Below are 15401 nucleotides of genomic sequence, written 5' to 3'. Positions count from 1 at the left end.
CGCGGGCCATGCAGCAAGACCCCGAACGCACCGGCGACACCCTGGCCAGCACCTTCGACGCGCTGGCCGACCACGCCCGCCGGCAGCAGCACCTGTACTCGGTGACTATCGCGGCGCTGATCGCCATCGTGCTGTGCGCGGGCACGCTGCTGGCCGGGCTGGCGGCGGAGCAGCACCTGGACTACCGGCGCAGCCAGGTCGCGCATTATGTCGGCACGGTGTCGCAGCGGCTGCATAACGAAGCCTCGTTCGTGCGCCGCACCGCGCTCAGCATCCGCTACCATCTGCGCGCCGCCGTCGCGGCCCCGTCGCGCGACCCCGACGTCGAGGCCTTGCGCCGCACCGGCGCGGCCGGCGTCCATGTCGAGGCCGTGCACAAGGACTATCATCTGCTGGCCGGCGATGCCACGCGCCAGGCCTGGGGCGCGGACCTGCCCACGGAGTTCGCGCGGCTGCGGCAGGTCGCGCTGGCCGCGGTGGCCACGCAGCAAGCCTTCGACCTCGACCATGGCGCCTATGCGGTCTCGCTGGACGAGGACAGCGCGGTCGTGATCCGCCAGCCCGAGGCCGGCGCGCGCGCGCCGCTGGCGCTCGATCCGGCGCTGATCCCGCGCCTGCGCGCGCAGCTGACCCGCGCGCTGCTGGACCGCACCGGGCACGCCGTGCCGGCGCGCGACCAGCCCGTCTGGCTGGGGCCGCTGCCCGACCCCGTGGACGACAGCCCCATCATGGTCCTGGCCGGCGCCGCCTATGCCGGCGACTCAGCCACCATGCTGGTGGTCGCCTGCGTGCCGGTGCAGGCGTTCCTGGCCGGCCTGCCGCCGCCACAGGACCACGCCGGCCTGGCGCTGCTCAATGACGCGGACCGCCTGATCGACGTGTGGCCGCATGCCGGCACGCTGACCTCGGCCAGCGCCCGCGACATCGCCGCCCGGGTCCGCGGCCTGCCGCACAACGCGCTGCGCCTGACGCGCTCCGGCGTGGTGCTGGTGCAGCCGTTGCAGCCCGGCTTCGGCCTGCTGGTCTACCACCTGCCATACCGGCTGCTGGGCAAGGCGCTGGCGGCCGAGCTGGCGGTGATCGGCGCTGCCATGCTGCTGCTGACCGGCGCCATCGTGCTCGCGGCGCGCTACTGGAGCCGCCACCTGCTGCGGCGCTCGCATGCCGAAGCCCGGCGCGCGCTGGAAAGCGAGCTGATGAACCAGGTGCTGGTCAGTGCCACGCCGGTCGGCCTGTGCATCGTGCGCCAGCATGACCACGCCGTGCTAGCCTGCAACCCGCTGGCGGCATCGTTGCTGCCGGCGCGGCCGCACGAGCCGCTGCCCGCCGCGGTGACCGCTGCGCTGGGGCGGCAGCCTTGCGGCGCCGGCGGCGGCCCGGCATCGGTCTGCAGCGTCACCGTCGCGGCCCCGGACGCGCCCGGCCCTGCCAACGCGGCACCGCGCTTCCTGCAGGTCACCTATGCCCCGGCGCGCTACCGCGATGAAGCCGTGCTGTTCTGCGCGGTGCTGGACTGCACCGCGCAAGAGGCCCTGCAGCAGCAGTTGCGCTCCGCCAAGCAGGCCACCGAAGCGATGCTGCGGGTACGCTCGACCTTCTTTGCCGCGATGAGCCACGAGATCCGCACGCCGCTGAACGCGCTGCTCGGCAACCTGGAGCTGCTGGCGCGCAGCGGCGGCATGGAGCCGCACGCGGCGCGGCTGCGCGCGCTGGAGACCGCCGCCGGCTCGCTGCGCCGCATCGTCAACGATGTGCTGGACTTCTCCAAGATCGACGCGGGCCAGCTGGCGCTGGTCAATGCGCCGTTCCGTCCGGTCGAGGCCCTGGAGAGCCTGGCACTCGCCCATGCGCCCATGGTGGCCGGCCGCCCGCTGCGCTTCTGCCTGCAGCTGTCGCCGACGCTGGACACGGAAGTCGTGGGCGATCGCGCGCGGCTGGTGCAGGTCTTCAACAACCTGCTGAACAACGCCTTCAAGTTCACCGCCAGCGGCCGCATCACGCTGAGCGGCGAACTGCAGGCGGATGCGCATGGCATGCAGCGGCTGGTCTGCCGCGTCAGCGATTCCGGCATCGGCATGACACCGGCACTGACGGCGCGCGTGTTCCAGCCGTTCGTGCAGGGCGATGCCGCTGCCGCCAGCCGCTATGGCGGCACCGGGCTGGGGCTGTCGATCTGCGCCAGGCTGTGCGAGCTGATGGGCGGCAGCATCGTCGTCAACAGCGTGCCGGACGTGGGCAGCGTGTTCACGGTGTCGTTGCCGCTGGCGCCGGCCGATGCAGAGCCGCACGCGCCAGCGGCGGCCAGCGCGACACACAGCGGCCATGTGCTGGTGCTGTCGCAGGACCCACGCACCGCCGCGTCGATCGAAGCATGGCTCAAGACCGAAGGCTGGCATACCGAGACGGTGGCATCCATCACCGTGGCGCAGGAGAGCGTGCAGCGCAATGCGCCCGCTGCCGTGGTCGCGACCGAAGACTTTGCGCCAGCGGCGCTGGACGCGCTGCGCCGGTCCGCGCCGCTGGTATGGCTGACGGCCGACGGCCCGCATCGCCCGCGGCAGCACGGCGCCGGCGTGCTGGAGGCCTCGGCATTCAGCCATCGCGCGCTGCTCGACGCCGTGGCGGCCGCCACCGGCGCAACACCGCAGGCGACGACGCCCATGCCCGCCCCCGCACCGCCTGCGCTGCCCGCGCCCGCGGCGGCGCCCCTGACCATCCTTGTGGCCGAGGACAACCCGCTGAACCAGTCCCTGGTCGCCGAACAGCTGCAGGCAATCGGCTGCCACCCCATCGTCACGGGCGACGGCAAACAGGCACTGACGGTGCTGGAGCGCACGCGCGTCGACGCGCTGCTGACCGATCTGCATATGCCGGATATGGACGGCCACGCCTTGCTGCACGCCGTGCAGGCGAAGTATCCGGAACTGCCGGTCATAGCCTTCAGTGCCTTGGCATGCAGCGATCCCGAGCACGACTGGCGCCTGCGCGGCTTCTCCGGCTACCTGGCCAAGCCCGCCTCGCTGCAGGACCTGGACGCCTGCCTGCGCGGCCTGCCTCGCGCCGCCGGCGATGCCGGCGCCTGCGCGCCACCGCGCGACCCGGCCACCGCGGCAGAGGCCCCGCGCCGCCGCTACGAAGACATGCTGCGCCGGCAGCTGCGGCAAGACCTGCCGGCGCTGGCCGGCATCCTTGCGCAGCAGGACCTGCCCGGCCTGCGCCACTGGGTACATGCCGCGGCGGGCGCCTTTATGATCGTGCGGCGCCAGTCGATCGTCAGGGAATGCCGCGACCTGGAGGCACTGTGCGAGGCGGCGCCCGGCTGGGTCCCGGCCATGGCCGAAGCGGCGGAGAACCTGTACAAGCGGCTGCAGCGCTACGCGCTGGGCGCCGCGGCGGGGTCGTGACCGCTGACAGCACCGCCTTACCACAATTGGCGGATTTGCGAGCAGCCCCACGCGCGACCATAATGGCAACGCCGCGCCGTGGCCCGCCTGGCCGATCCGACCCGGGCGCGGCATTGTCTCCAATGTCTCCCTCATGCCGCCAGAACAAGGCCTGCCCCAGCCCCAGCGCACCTGGGCCATCCTCACCGTTTTCTTCGGCCTGATCATGGCCGTGCTCGACGGCTCGATCGCCAATATCGCGCTGCCGTCGATCTCGCGCGAACTGCAGGCCGAGCCCGCCAGCACCATCTGGGTCGTCAACGCCTACCAGCTGACGGTCACCGTGTGCCTGCTGCCGCTGTCGTCGCTGGGAGACATCCTGGGCTACAAGCGGGTCTACCGCGCCGGGCTGGCGACCTTCTTGGTGGGGTCGCTGCTGTGCGCGCTGGCGGTCAACCTGCCGATGCTGGTGGCCGCGCGCGTGCTGCAGGGCATCGGCGGCGCCGGCATCATGAGCGTCAACACCGCGCTGGTGCGCTTTATCTACCCGCCCACGCGCCTGGGCCGCGGCATCGGCCTCAATGCGCTGGTGGTGGGCGTGACCATCGCGGTGGGCCCATCGCTGGGCGCGCTGATCCTCGCGGTGGCCAGCTGGCCGTGGCTATTCGCGGTCAATGTGCCGGTAGCCATCGCCGCGCTGGCGCTGAGCCGCACCGCGCTGCCGAACACGCCGCCGCAGCCGCGCGGTTTCGACTACCCCAGCGCGCTGCTGTCGGCGCTGGTGTTCGGCATGTTTATCCTGAGCGTCGATGGCCTCGGCCACCCCGGCTGGCGCCTGGCCGGCTGCGCGGGCGTGGCGCTCGCGGTTGGGCTGGGCTGGCTGCTGGTGCGGCGCCAGCGCGGACGCGCCGCGCCGCTGGTGCCGGTGGACCTGTTCGCCAGCCGCGCCTTTACGCTGGCGGTGGGGACTTCGTTCTGCTCGTTCATGACGCAGATGCTGTCCTTTATCGCGCTGCCGTTCTTCCTCGAATACCAGCTCGGACGCTCGCTGCGGGAGACCGGCCTGCTGATCACGCCGTGGCCGCTGATGGTGGCGGTGATGGCCGCGGTCTCGGGCCGGTTGTCGGACCGCTATCCGGCCAGCATCCTCGCCGGCATCGGCCTTGCCATGCTCGGCGGCGGCCTGGTCGGCCTGGCCACGCTGGGCCCCGACGCCGGCAGCTTCGACATCGCCTGGCGCATGGCCATGTGCGGCACCGGCTTCGGCTTGTTCCAGTCCCCCAACAACCGCGCCATGATCGGCGCCACGCCGGCGGAACGCAGCGGCGGCGCCAGCGGCGCGCAGGCGACCACGCGGCTGCTGGGGCAGACCACCGGCACGGCGCTGGTGGCGCTGCTGTTCAGCCTGTCGCCTGCGGGCGCGGCGCGGATGGCGCTGTATGTGGCGGCGGCCGTGGCAGCGGTGGGAGCGATGATCAGCCTGAGCCGGTTGCGCGACGGCAGTGGCGAGACGGTGGGGCGGGAGGCGGTAGAGCCGGATGCGTAGATGTTTTGTGCGCTGAGGGCGCGGCCGCGACCGTAGGTTTGCTCCCCTCTCCCGCAAGCGGGAGAGCGAGTATGCAAGCAGTAGTTGGAAGGCCGGTGGCAAATGGTGTTACTCCGCCTTCGCCCCCGATTCCTTCACCACCTTCGCCCACTTGGCGATTTCCTGGCGCTGGTACGCGGCCAGCTTTTCCGGCGTGCCCAGCACCGGATCCAGTCCCAGCGTCTTCAGCTTCGCCTGCACCTCGGGCAGCGTGAAGATGCGGTTGAGCTCGGCATTCAGTTTGGCCACCACCTCCTTCGGCGTATTCGCCGGCGCGAACACCGCGAACCAGGAATCCGCCTCGAAGCCCGGCAGGCCCTGCTCGGCCAGTGTCGGGATATCCGGCGCCGAGGCCGAGCGCCTGGCGCTGGTGATGCCCAGCGCGCGCAGCTTGCCTTCGCGCACCACCGGCAGGGCCGAGGGCAGGTTGTCGAACATCATGGTGATATGGCCGCCGAGCAGGTCGGGAATGGCCATGGCGCGGCCCTTGTAGGGGACGTGCGTGATCTTGACGCCCGCCATCGTATTGAACATTTCCCCCGCCACATGCGGCGAGGTGCCGATGCCGGGCGTGCCGAAGGTCAGGCCACCCGGACGCGCCTTGGCCAGCGCGATCAGCTCCGCCACGTTCTTCGCCGGCACGCCGGGATTGACCACCAGCACGTTGGGCGTCGAGGCGATCAGGATCACCGGCGCGAAGTCCTTGACCATGTCGTACGGCATCTTGCTGTACAGCGCGCCGTTGATCGAATGCGTGCCGACGGTGCCGAGCGCCAGCGTATGGCCGTCGGCCGGCGCGTGGGCCACGGCCTCGGCGCCGATATTGCCGCCGGCGCCGGGCTTGTTGTCGACCACCACCGGCTGGCCCCAGGCCGGCGAGATCTTCTCCGAGACGATGCGCGCCAGCGTGTCGGGCGCGCCGCCGGTGGGGAAACCCACCACGATGCGGATGGGCTTGGCGGGATAGCCCTGTGCCCGCGCATCGGCTGCGCTGATCAGGGTGGATGCGGCAAGCACTGCCGCCGCGGCAACGGTACCGAAACGCATGGGATGCTTCTCCGGTTGCGCACGGCTGCGTGGCCGCGCGCATAGTGAAGGCGGCGGCAATGCCGCCGCCGGAACCTGCCAGCCTGCCCGCCCTTCAGACCGCGATGCCGCCGAACTCCTGCATCACCTTGTCATGCAGGCGGCGCATGCCGCGCAGCCAGCGGTCGTAGTCCTGGCCCTTGCGGCGATAGTACTCAAGCACTTCGGGGTGCGGCAAGATCAGGAAGCGCTCGTCGGCCATGCCTTCCAGCGTCACCGCGGCGACATGCTCGGCGGTGACCGAGCCTTCCTGCAGGAAGCCCTTGCGCTCGCCGTTCTCGCCGAACAGCATATTGGTCTGCACGCCCTGCGGGCAGATGCAGCTGACCTTGATGCCGCGCTCGCCGTAGGTGATCGACAGCCACTCGGCAAAGCCGATGGCGGCGTGCTTGGTCACCGCGTAAGGCGCCGAGCCGATCTGCGACAGCAAGCCCGCCGCCGACACCGTGTTGACGAAGTAACCGTCGCCACGCTCCAGCATCTGCGGCAGCACCGCCTTTGCCGCATGGATGTGCGCCATCACGTTGATGTCCCAGATGCGCTGCCATTCGCCGGCGCTGGCGTCCAGGCCCTTGCGCAGGATGATGCCGGCGTTGGAACAGAAAATATCGACCTGGCCGAAGCGCTGCGTGGCCAGGCCGACCAGCCCCTGCACCGCGGCCGCGTCGGCCACGTCGACCGGCTGGGCGAACACCTGGCAAGCGGGCACGGCCGCCTGGACCTCGGCCGCCACCGCGGCGGCGCCGGCCGCGTTCAGGTCAGCCACGGCCACGCCGCGCGCGCCGGCCTGGGCAAAGGCCAGTGCCAGCGCGCGGCCGATGCCGGTAGCCGCGCCGGTCACGACGACGGTCTTGTTGCGTACTTCCATGGGTGGTCTCCTCGTTGAATTCGAATGCCGGCATCTGCGGCCGGACGCATCAGGCCCGCTTCGCCGCGCCGGGCTCGGGCCCGGGTTCCGGCTGTGCCGAGGCAAAGCGCGCGGTCGCGCGCGCGCCGCCAGGCTGCCACAGCCGCGCCTGCAGGGTCTGCGCCAGCTCGCGCACGCGCGGGCCCAGGTTGGCTTCCAGGATTTCCGGCGACAGCCGCGCCGCGGCGCCGCCGATATTCAGCGCCAGCACCTCGCTGCTGCCCGCCAGCCGCAGCGGCGCGGCGGCGCCGCTGACGGTGCGGTCCCATTCCGCGTGCGCCACGCAGAAGCCGCGCCGCGCATGGTCACGCAGCGCACGCTCCACGCCCGCGCGCACCGCCGGCCAGCGCGCACCGTAGTGGCGCGCCAGCTCCGCCAGCGCGGCCTCGCGATGATCGGCATCCAGTCCCGCCAGCCACGCCCGCCCGATCGCCGAGGTGGCCATCGGCAGCCGCGCACCCGGCGCCAGCCGGATCACCAGCGCGCCGCGCGGCTGGCAGCTTTCCAGGTAGACCATGGCATGGCGGTCCGGCATCGCCAGCGCCACCGTGCAATCCGTCGAAAACGCCAGCGACTGCATCAGCGGCTGCGCGATCTCGCGGATGCCGGCGCCCCCGACATAGCGGTGCCCCAGCACCATCGCGCCCTGCCCCAGCCGGTACTTTTCCGTCCCCTCGATATAGGTCAGGTAGCCCAGCGTCGCCAGCGTATAGGTCAGCCGCGACACCGTCGGCCGCGGAATGCCCGTGCGCCGCGACAACTCGGCATTGCCCAGGTAATCGTCCTGCGGCCCGAACGCGCGCAGCAGCTCCATGCCCCGCGCCAGCGCCGTGACGAAATTGCGGTCATCGGCGCAGCCATTGCCCGCCGGCACGTCGGCCGGCACCGGGATGTGCGCGGCATCGGGCGGCGGCGTGGGAATGGTGGTGGTGCGTTTCATGGGCAGCGCTTGGGGCAGGCCCATTAGATTGCAGCAAAGGCGGCTGCCGCAGGGGCGCTATGTAGGGAAAGCATGTGCCCCAGAAACGGTGTTCATGAACATCCTTCGACCGCCCGGTGCGGGCGCCGGTCACATCTCTCGCACCAGCGTCGTCACTTAACGAATTGCTTATGGCCCGGCAAAGAATCGCTGAATTGTCCTTCGCCTGGCACGCGGATATCTTTGCGCAACAGGCACGGGACATGCCGGCGACGCTGGCGGTCACGGCAACGCTGGGACCCGGCGCCCGGAGACGACCTGACAGGCTGCCCAAGGCAGCAATTCCCATCAAGGATGGCTCTCACTGCCACTGCGCAACCCTGCGCAGCGGGGCTGCGCGCGCGCTCATTCCTTGTCGGACATAAAAAAGGCGGAGACCCCCGGCCCCGTTCATCCGCGGGCCGGCGGAAAAAATGACGATGAGACCACGATGACTACACCCACCAGCATTGGACGCCGGCGGTTCCTCAAGATCCTTGGCGCCGGTTCGTTCGCGGCTTCGGCCGCGGCCCTGGGCATGGCGCCCGCCTGGGCTCAAACCCCGGCAGGCGTGCGGCCCTACAAGCTGCTGCGTGCGAAAGAGACGCGCAACAACTGCACCTATTGCTCGGTCGGGTGCGGCCTGCTGATGTATTCGCTGGGCGATGGCGCCAGGAACGCAAAGCCACGCATCTTCCACATCGAGGGCGATCCCGACCACCCTGTCAGCCGCGGTTCGCTGTGTCCCAAGGGCGCGGGGCTGCTCGACATCGTCCATTCGAAAAACCGGCTGCTGTACCCGGAATACCGCGCGCCGGGGTCGAAGGAATGGGTGCGCATCAGCTGGGACGACGCGACCCGGCGCATCGCGCGCCTGCTCAAGGACGACCGCGACCGGCACTTCATCGCGCGCAACGAGAAGGGCCAGTTGGTGAACCGCTGGCTGACCTCGGGCATGCTCGCCTCGTCGGCGGCCTCCAACGAAACCGGCGTGCTCGACTTCAAGTTTGCCCGCTCCCTCGGCATGCTGGCGCTGGACTGCCAGGCGCGGCTGTGCCACGGGCCCACGGTATCCGCACTGGGCCCGTCGTTCGGGCGCGGCGCGATGACCAACCACTGGGTCGACATCAAGAACGCCAATGTCGTCATGGTCATGGGCGGCAACCCCGCCGAGGCCCATCCCGTCGGCTTCAAGTGGGTGATCGAGGCCAAGATTAAAAACAAGGCCAAGGTCATCGTCGTCGATCCGCGCTTCAACCGCACCGCCGCGGTGGCCGACATCTTCTCGCCGATCCGCGCGGGATCGGACACGGCCTTTCTGATGGGCCTGGTCAACTGGCTGCTGCAGCACGACAAGATCCAGCGCGATTACGTACGCGCGTACACCAATGCATCGCTGATCGTGCGCGAGGATTTCGGCTTCGACGAGGGGCTGTTCTCGGGCTTCGATGCCGAAAAGAAGCGCTACGACAAGTCCTCGTGGGCCTATGAACTCGACGGCGCCGGAAACGCCCGGCGCGATCCGTCGATGCGCCATCCCCGCTGCGTGCTGAGCCTGCTGAGGCAGCACGTATCGCGCTACACGCCGGAGAAGGTCGAGGAAATCACCGGCGTGAAGCAGGCCGACTTCCTGCAGATCGCCGAGATCGTGGGCACGTGCGCGGCAAAGGACAAGACCCTGACGTGGCTGTACGCGCTGGGCTGGACGCACCACACCGGCGGCGCGCAGATCATCCGCGGCGCGGCGATGATCCAGCTGCTGCTGGGCAATGTCGGCATGGCCGGCGGCGGCGTGAACGCGCTGCGCGGCCACTCCAACATCCAGGGCTATACCGACCTGGGCCTGCTCTCGGTAAGGCTGCCCGGCTACATGGACCTGCCCACCGACGGCCAGCAGACGCTGAAGAAATACCTGGCGGATGCCACGCCCAAGGCGCTGCTGCCCGACCAGGTCAACTACTGGAAGAACCTGCCGAAGTTCTTCGTCTCGTTGCAGAAGAACCTGTTCGGCAAGCATGCCACGGCGCAGAACGACTGGGCTTACGAGCTGCTGCCAAAGTGGGACCGCAGCTACGACATGCTGGCGTATTTCGACCTGATGTACGAAGGCAAGGTCAACGGCTATATCGTCCAGGGCTTCAACCCGCTTGCGGCGATGCCGGACAAGAACAAGTCCTCCGCCGCCCTGTCGAAACTGAAGTTCCTGGTGGTGATCGACCCGCTGGTGACCGAGACCTCCAACTTCTGGCGCAACGAGGGCAAGTTCAACGACGTCAGCACCGAAGCGATCATGACCGAGGTGTTCCGGCTGCCGTCGAGCTGCTTTGCCGAAGAGGACGGCACCGTGGTCAATTCCGGCCGCTGGCTGCAATGGCACTACGCCGGCCAGCAGCCGCCGGGCGAGGCGCGGCATGACCCGGCCATCCTCGGTGGCATCATGATGGAGCTGCGCCGGCTGTACCAGACCGAAGGCGGCGCATGTCCCGAACAGGTGCTGCACATGACCTGGGACGCCGACACCTACCACGATCCCCACCACCCGCATCCCGAGGAAATGGCCAAGGAGGCCAACGGCTATGCGCTGGCGGATGTCTTCGACGGGAACGGGAACAAGATCCTGCGCAAGGGCCAGCTGCTGGATTCGTTCGCGCAGCTGCGGGACGACGGCACCACCTCGAGCTACTGCTGGATCTTCACCGGCTCCTGGACCGAGGCCGGCAACCAGATGGCCAGGCGCGACAACACCGACACCGGGCTCGGCAATACGCCGGGCTGGGCCTGGTCCTGGCCGGCCAACCGCCGCATCCTCTACAACCGCGCTTCGATGGACGAGATGGGCAGACCCTGGGACCCCAGGCGCCAGATCCTGCATTGGAACGGCCAGCAATGGACGGGCGCGGACGTGCCCGATTTTCCGCTGACGGCGGCGCCAGGCACACCCGTCGGGCCTTTCATCATGCTGCCCGAAGGCGTGGGGCGCCTGTTCTCCGCCGGCGGCATGATCGACGGCCCTTTCCCCGAGCACTACGAGCCGGTCGAAAGCCCGATCGCAAAAAACCCGCTGCATGCCAGGGTCACCCACAACCCGACCGCGCGCATTTTCCAGAACGATGCGCAGCGGCTGGGCAACCGCACCGACTTTCCTTATGTCGCCACGACCTATTCGGTGACCGAGCTGTTCCGCCACTGGACCAAGCACTCGCACCTGAACGCCATGCTGCAGCCCGAGCAGTTCGTCGAGATCGGCGAAAAGCTGGCCGCGGACAAGGGCATTGCCCATGGCGATACGGTCAGGATCACCACCCGGCGCGGCTACATCACGGCCAAGGCCGTAGTGACCAAGCGCATGCGCACGCTGCAGGTGGCGGGGCAAACGGTCGAGCAGGTCGGCATCCCCTGCCACTGGGGCTTCGAAGGCGCGACCCGCAAGGGCTATCTCGCCAACACGCTGGCGCCGGGCGTTGGCGACGCCAATTCGCAAACGCCGGAATTCAAGGCATTCCTCGTCAACATTGAAAAGATCGCCGGAGCCCGGGCATGAACTCACAGAACATCATCCGCCGCTCGGCCTCGTCCGACCTGACGCCGGCGCCGCGCATCCGCGACCACCAGATGGAGGTGGCCAAGCTGATCGACGTGTCGATCTGCATCGGCTGCAAGGCGTGCCAGGTCGCCTGCAATGAATGGAACGACCTGCGCGGCGACGTGCAGGAGAACGTTGGCATCTACGACAATCCGCGCGACCTGTCGCCCAACACCTGGACCCTGATGCGCTTCACCGAGCATGAGGACCAGGCCGGCAAGCTGGAATGGCTGATCCGCAAGGACGGCTGCATGCATTGCGAGGATCCCGGCTGCCTGAAAGCCTGCCCCGCGCCCGGTGCCATCGTGCAGTATGCGAACGGCATCGTCGACTTCCAGTCCGACCTGTGCATCGGCTGCGGCTATTGCGTCGCCGGCTGCCCCTTCGACGTGCCGCGCATCTCGCAGCTGGACAACAAGGCCTACAAATGCACGCTGTGTTCCGACCGCGTCGCGGTCGGCCAGGAGCCGGCCTGCGTCAAGACCTGCCCCACTGGCGCCATCGCCTTCGGCTCGAAGGCGGAGATGCAGTCGCTTGGCGCCGAGCGCGTGGCCGAGCTGAACGAGCGCGGTTATGCCAAGGCCGGCGTATATGACCCCGCGGGGGTCGGCGGCACCCACGTGATGTACGTGCTGCAGCATGCCAACGACACCGAGCGCTACGCGGGCCTGCCGAAGGATCCTGAGATCAGCGCGCTGGTCGCCGGCTGGAAAGATGGCCTGAAACCCGCTGCCGCGGTCGTCGGCGCAGCCGCGGTCGTGGGCATGGCCGCGCATTTCATGGCGGTCGGCCCGAATACCACCGACACGGGCCACGACGGCGCCAGTGACCGCGCCACTGACGGCACGGCAAGCGGAGACGGGAAATGATGCGCCACGACGACAGGATCCTGCGCACGAAATTCGCCGAGCGGCTGTGCCACTGGGCGGTCGTGCTGTGCTTCTTCCTTGCCGCGGTGTCGGGAATTTCGTGGTTCTTCCCGACGGTGAGCTGGATGAGCGGCCTGCTTGGCACGCCGCAGCTGGCGCGGCTGCTGCATCCGTTCCTCGGCATCGCGGTGTTCGCCGGGCTTTGCTTCATGTTCGCGCGCTTCGTGGGCTACAACCTGCCGGCGCGCACTGACGCGATCTGGTTTCGGCGCATCCGTGACGTGCTGATGAACCGGCATGGTGGCGAACCGCTGCAGATAGGCAAGTACAACGCCGGCCAGAAGGTGCTGTTCTGGCTGATCATGGCTTCGATACTGGTGCTGCTGGTCTCCGGGCTGGTCATGTGGCGCGCGTATTTCGCCGAATATTTCCCGATTGTTGTGCTGCGCCTGGCGATCCTGGCCCATGCCGTGGCCGGGATCGGGCTGATCCTGCTGATCCTCGGGCATATCTATCTGGCGCTCTGGGTGCGCGGCTCGATCACGGGGATGGTGACCGGGTATGTCTCGCGCGCCTGGGCCAGGCAGCACCATGACCGGTGGCATGGCGAACTGGAAGCGAATGACGCGCAGGCGGCGAACGCAAGGGGGCATGGGCAATGAACCAGCATCCTAAAATGCCGGGGGCGCTGCCGCCGGACCAGGCCTCGCGGCATTTCGCGCCGCTGATCCAGCCTGACCTTTCCCAGCTTTACAGCCGCCGCGCCGCACGCCTGCGCGCGCTGGCCGAAGGCCACGACCATGCCGCTTACCTGCGTTGGGCCGCCCGCGTGACCGAGGCGCAGGCAGCACTGCTGCCTGAGGCCCGCGCATGCGGGCCGGTGGCAGCCGGGGCGATGCCGGATGCGGGGCATTGCATTGCCCTGCTCGACCGTCTGCTCGAGCACCTTGGACACGACGTTCCCGCGCCGGTCGCACCCCATCTCGCGGCACTGCGCGGCCTGGCCACGGCAGAACGCCTGGCGGCCGCACAGGCGCTGGCCGAGGGCCGCTTCGACGCCGCGCCGGCGGCAATCGCGCCGTTGCTCTGGGCCGCGCTGTCGCTGCAATGGGCCACCGCCGCGCGCGCGGCGCCGGTGCCCGCCGGCGGCAGCGCCGAGCCGCCGGCCTGCCCGCTGTGCGGCACCGCCCCGGTGGCAAGCCTGATCCTGAGCGGCGAGCACCACGGCATGCGCTACCTGCATTGCCCGCTCTGCGAGAGCGCGTGGCACATGGTGCGGGCCAAATGCAGCAACTGCGGCTCCGCCGCCGACCTCGACTACCTCAGCTTCGATACCGCCGAAGCCACTGTGCGGGCCGAGAGCTGCGGCGTGTGCCGCGGTTATCTGAAGGTGGTGTCGCTGGAGCGGGATCCGCATGCCGAAGCGGTGGCCGATGATCTGGCCACGCTGGCGCTGGACGATGCGGTGGCGGGGGAAGGCTTTCAACGTACCGGGTTCAATCCGTTCGCTTTGCCGGGAGAATGATCAGGCAGCAATGCCAGCGGTGGTGCGCGTGGGCGATCAGGGTCTAGAAAGCCGGTGACGTTTTCGCTGTGTCGCGTTGTGTTTCCTCCGAGAGGGCAGGCGTGTGGCAAGCAGGAGGCGTTCGAACTTCGTGGATGCTCTGGCCCTCTCCCCGACCCTCTCCCGCAAGCGGGAGAGGGAGTACACAATCGGGATTTGAAAATTCAGTGGCGTTTCGCTGTACCGCGTGTTTTTCTCCCATCTTCCGCGCGCCGTTCAGCGATAGAGCCCCGCCATCTTTTCCATCGCCACCGGCTTGATCCGCGCCGCCTGTCCGGCGCAGCCGAAGGCCTCGAAGCGCAACCTGACCACGCCCCGTGCGCCCTTCTTGGCCGCCAGCAGCGCCTTGCGCGGATCGAACTCGCTGCGGTCTTCGGCCAGCGACTTGCGGATGGCGCCGGTCATGGCCAGGCGGATGTCGGTGTCGATATTCACCTTGCGCACGCCGTTCCGGATGCCGCGCAGGATCTCGTCGACCGGCACGCCGTAGGTCTCCTTGATGTCGCCGCCGTACTGGCGGATGATTTCCAGCCATTCCTGCGGCACCGAGCTGGAGCCGTGCATCACCAGGTGGGTGTCGGGAATCTGCTCGTGGATCGCGCGGATGCGGTCGATTGCCAGGATGTCGCCGGTGGGCTGGCGCGAGAACTTGTAGGCGCCGTGGCTGGTGCCGATGGCGATGGCGAGCGCGTCCACGCCGGTGCGGGCGACGAAGTCGCGCGCCTGCGCCGGGTCGGTCAGCATCATGTCGTGCGACAGCGTGCCCGCCGCGCCGACGCCGTCTTCCTCGCCCGCCTGGCCGGTTTCGAGCGAACCGAGGCAGCCCAGCTCGCCTTCGACCGAGACGCCGACCGCATGCGCCATCTCGCACACGCGCCGCGTGACGTCGACGTTGTAGTCGTAGTCGGACGGCGTCTTCATGTCTTCGCGCAGCGAACCGTCCATCATCACGCTGGTGAAGCCTGAGCGGATCGACGCCTGGCACACCGCCGGGCTGGAGCCGTGGTCCTGGTGCAGCACGATGGGAATGTCCGGATGCGTCTCGGCGGCGGCCAGCACCATATGGCGCAGGTAGGCCTCGCCCGCATATTTGCGGGCGCCGGCCGAGGCCTGCAGGATCACGGGGCTGTCGGTTTCCTCCGCCGCTTCCATGATCGCGTGGATCTGCTCCAGGTTGTTGACGTTGAAGGCCGGCACGCCGTAGCCGAACTCTCCCGCGTGGTCGAGCAGCTGGCGCAGGGATATGAGTGCCATGATGAGTCTCCTTAGCTTGATGCGGATTGGGGTGAGCGATCAGTCGGCCGCGCGTTGCGCCAGCACGGCCAGTGCGGGCAGCGTCTTGCCTTCCAGGAATTCCAGGAACGCGCCGCCGCCGGTGGAGATATAGCCCACGCGGTCGGCAATGCCGTACCTGGCGATGGCCGCCAGCGTGTCGCCGCCGCCGGCAATCGAAAACGCCTTCGATG

11 protein-coding genes are annotated in these 15401 nt (G+C 69.0%); 6 read left to right on the top strand and 5 right to left on the bottom strand.

From position 1 onward, the window contains the following. Positions 1-8 precede the first annotated feature (8 nt). Positions 9-3404, top strand: a complete 3396-nt coding sequence (locus MKD38_RS15020; RefSeq protein ID WP_252677929.1) for an ATP-binding protein — start codon at positions 9-11, stop codon at positions 3402-3404. Positions 3405-3537: 133 nt separating this feature from the next. Continuing rightward, positions 3538-4929: an MFS transporter gene (locus tag MKD38_RS15015; protein ID WP_252677927.1), complete on the top strand. Its 1392-nt coding sequence runs from the start codon at positions 3538-3540 to the stop codon at positions 4927-4929. Positions 4930-5037: 108 nt separating this feature from the next. Here MKD38_RS15015 and MKD38_RS15010 read toward each other — a convergent pair whose 3' ends face one another. The 3 genes from MKD38_RS15010 to MKD38_RS15000 all read right to left on the bottom strand — a co-directional run bounded on the left by MKD38_RS15010 (position 5038) and on the right by MKD38_RS15000 (position 7901). After that, a complete protein-coding gene (locus MKD38_RS15010; RefSeq protein WP_252677925.1) occupies positions 5038-6015 on the bottom strand; it encodes a Bug family tripartite tricarboxylate transporter substrate binding protein in 978 nt (325 codons plus the stop codon). 94 nt (positions 6016-6109) lie between these two features. Then, positions 6110-6922 carry an SDR family oxidoreductase gene (locus MKD38_RS15005; RefSeq protein ID WP_252677923.1) on the bottom strand — a complete coding sequence of 271 codons (813 nt, stop codon included), beginning with the start codon at positions 6920-6922 and terminating at the stop codon, positions 6110-6112. Positions 6923-6971: 49 nt separating this feature from the next. Further along, complete coding sequence (locus MKD38_RS15000; RefSeq protein ID WP_252677922.1) at positions 6972-7901, bottom strand: IclR family transcriptional regulator; 930 nt, start codon at positions 7899-7901, stop codon at positions 6972-6974. 469 nt (positions 7902-8370) lie between these two features. On the opposite strand from MKD38_RS15000, the gene fdnG reads away from it, so the two are divergent. Genes fdnG through fdhE form a run of 4 tightly spaced genes read left to right on the top strand, consistent with a single transcriptional unit; the run spans position 8371 to position 13896 of the window. Next, the gene (fdnG, locus tag MKD38_RS14995) at positions 8371-11460 is read left to right on the top strand and encodes a formate dehydrogenase-N subunit alpha (RefSeq protein ID WP_252677921.1); all 3090 of its coding nucleotides are present in this window, start codon (positions 8371-8373) and stop codon (positions 11458-11460) included. After that, positions 11457-12371, top strand: a complete 915-nt coding sequence (gene fdxH / locus MKD38_RS14990) for a formate dehydrogenase subunit beta (RefSeq protein WP_252677920.1) — start codon at positions 11457-11459, stop codon at positions 12369-12371. The genes fdnG and fdxH overlap by 4 nt, the downstream gene beginning before the upstream one ends. Beyond that, on the top strand, positions 12368-13033 hold the full coding sequence (locus MKD38_RS14985) for a formate dehydrogenase subunit gamma (RefSeq protein ID WP_252677919.1): 666 nt from the start codon (positions 12368-12370) through the stop codon (positions 13031-13033). Before fdxH ends, MKD38_RS14985 begins: the two co-directional genes overlap by 4 nt. After that, entirely contained in the window at positions 13030-13896 is an 867-nt protein-coding gene (gene fdhE, locus MKD38_RS14980; protein ID WP_252677918.1) for a formate dehydrogenase accessory protein FdhE, read from the top strand. The genes MKD38_RS14985 and fdhE overlap by 4 nt, the downstream gene beginning before the upstream one ends. A 255-nt stretch (positions 13897-14151) precedes the next feature. On the opposite strand, the gene fba is transcribed toward fdhE, so the two are convergent. Then, entirely contained in the window at positions 14152-15189 is a 1038-nt protein-coding gene (gene fba, locus MKD38_RS14975; RefSeq protein WP_252677917.1) for a class II fructose-bisphosphate aldolase, read from the bottom strand. 39 nt (positions 15190-15228) lie between these two features. Next, positions 15229-15401, bottom strand: a 173-nt coding sequence (pgk, locus tag MKD38_RS14970) for a phosphoglycerate kinase (RefSeq protein ID WP_252678216.1), incomplete at its 5' end; no start/stop codon positions are given.

This window comes from Cupriavidus sp. WGlv3, assembly GCF_023952475.1.
Classification (GTDB): domain Bacteria; phylum Pseudomonadota; class Gammaproteobacteria; order Burkholderiales; family Burkholderiaceae; genus Cupriavidus; species Cupriavidus phytorum.
The sequence above is the reverse complement of the archived record's forward strand: the minus strand, read 5'-3'. Positions and strand labels throughout refer to the sequence as shown.

Bases quoted from the DNA above. Each gene is read 5' to 3' on its own strand.
- MKD38_RS14985 (WP_252677919.1), top strand. From the start codon at position 12,368: ATGATGCGCCACGACGACAGGATCCTGCGCACGAAATTCGCCGAGCGG.
- MKD38_RS15010 (WP_252677925.1), bottom strand. From the start codon at position 6,015: ATGCGTTTCGGTACCGTTGCCGCGGCGGCAGTGCTTGCCGCATCCACC.
- fdnG (WP_252677921.1), top strand. From the start codon at position 8,371: ATGACTACACCCACCAGCATTGGACGCCGGCGGTTCCTCAAGATCCTT.
- MKD38_RS15000 (WP_252677922.1), bottom strand. From the start codon at position 7,901: ATGAAACGCACCACCACCATTCCCACGCCGCCGCCCGATGCCGCGCAC.
- fdhE (WP_252677918.1), top strand. From the start codon at position 13,030: ATGAACCAGCATCCTAAAATGCCGGGGGCGCTGCCGCCGGACCAGGCC.
- MKD38_RS15020 (WP_252677929.1), top strand. From the start codon at position 9: ATGCAGCAAGACCCCGAACGCACCGGCGACACCCTGGCCAGCACCTTC.
- MKD38_RS15005 (WP_252677923.1), bottom strand. From the start codon at position 6,922: ATGGAAGTACGCAACAAGACCGTCGTCGTGACCGGCGCGGCTACCGGC.
- MKD38_RS15015 (WP_252677927.1), top strand. From the start codon at position 3,538: ATGCCGCCAGAACAAGGCCTGCCCCAGCCCCAGCGCACCTGGGCCATC.
- fdxH (WP_252677920.1), top strand. From the start codon at position 11,457: ATGAACTCACAGAACATCATCCGCCGCTCGGCCTCGTCCGACCTGACG.
- fba (WP_252677917.1), bottom strand. From the start codon at position 15,189: ATGGCACTCATATCCCTGCGCCAGCTGCTCGACCACGCGGGAGAGTTC.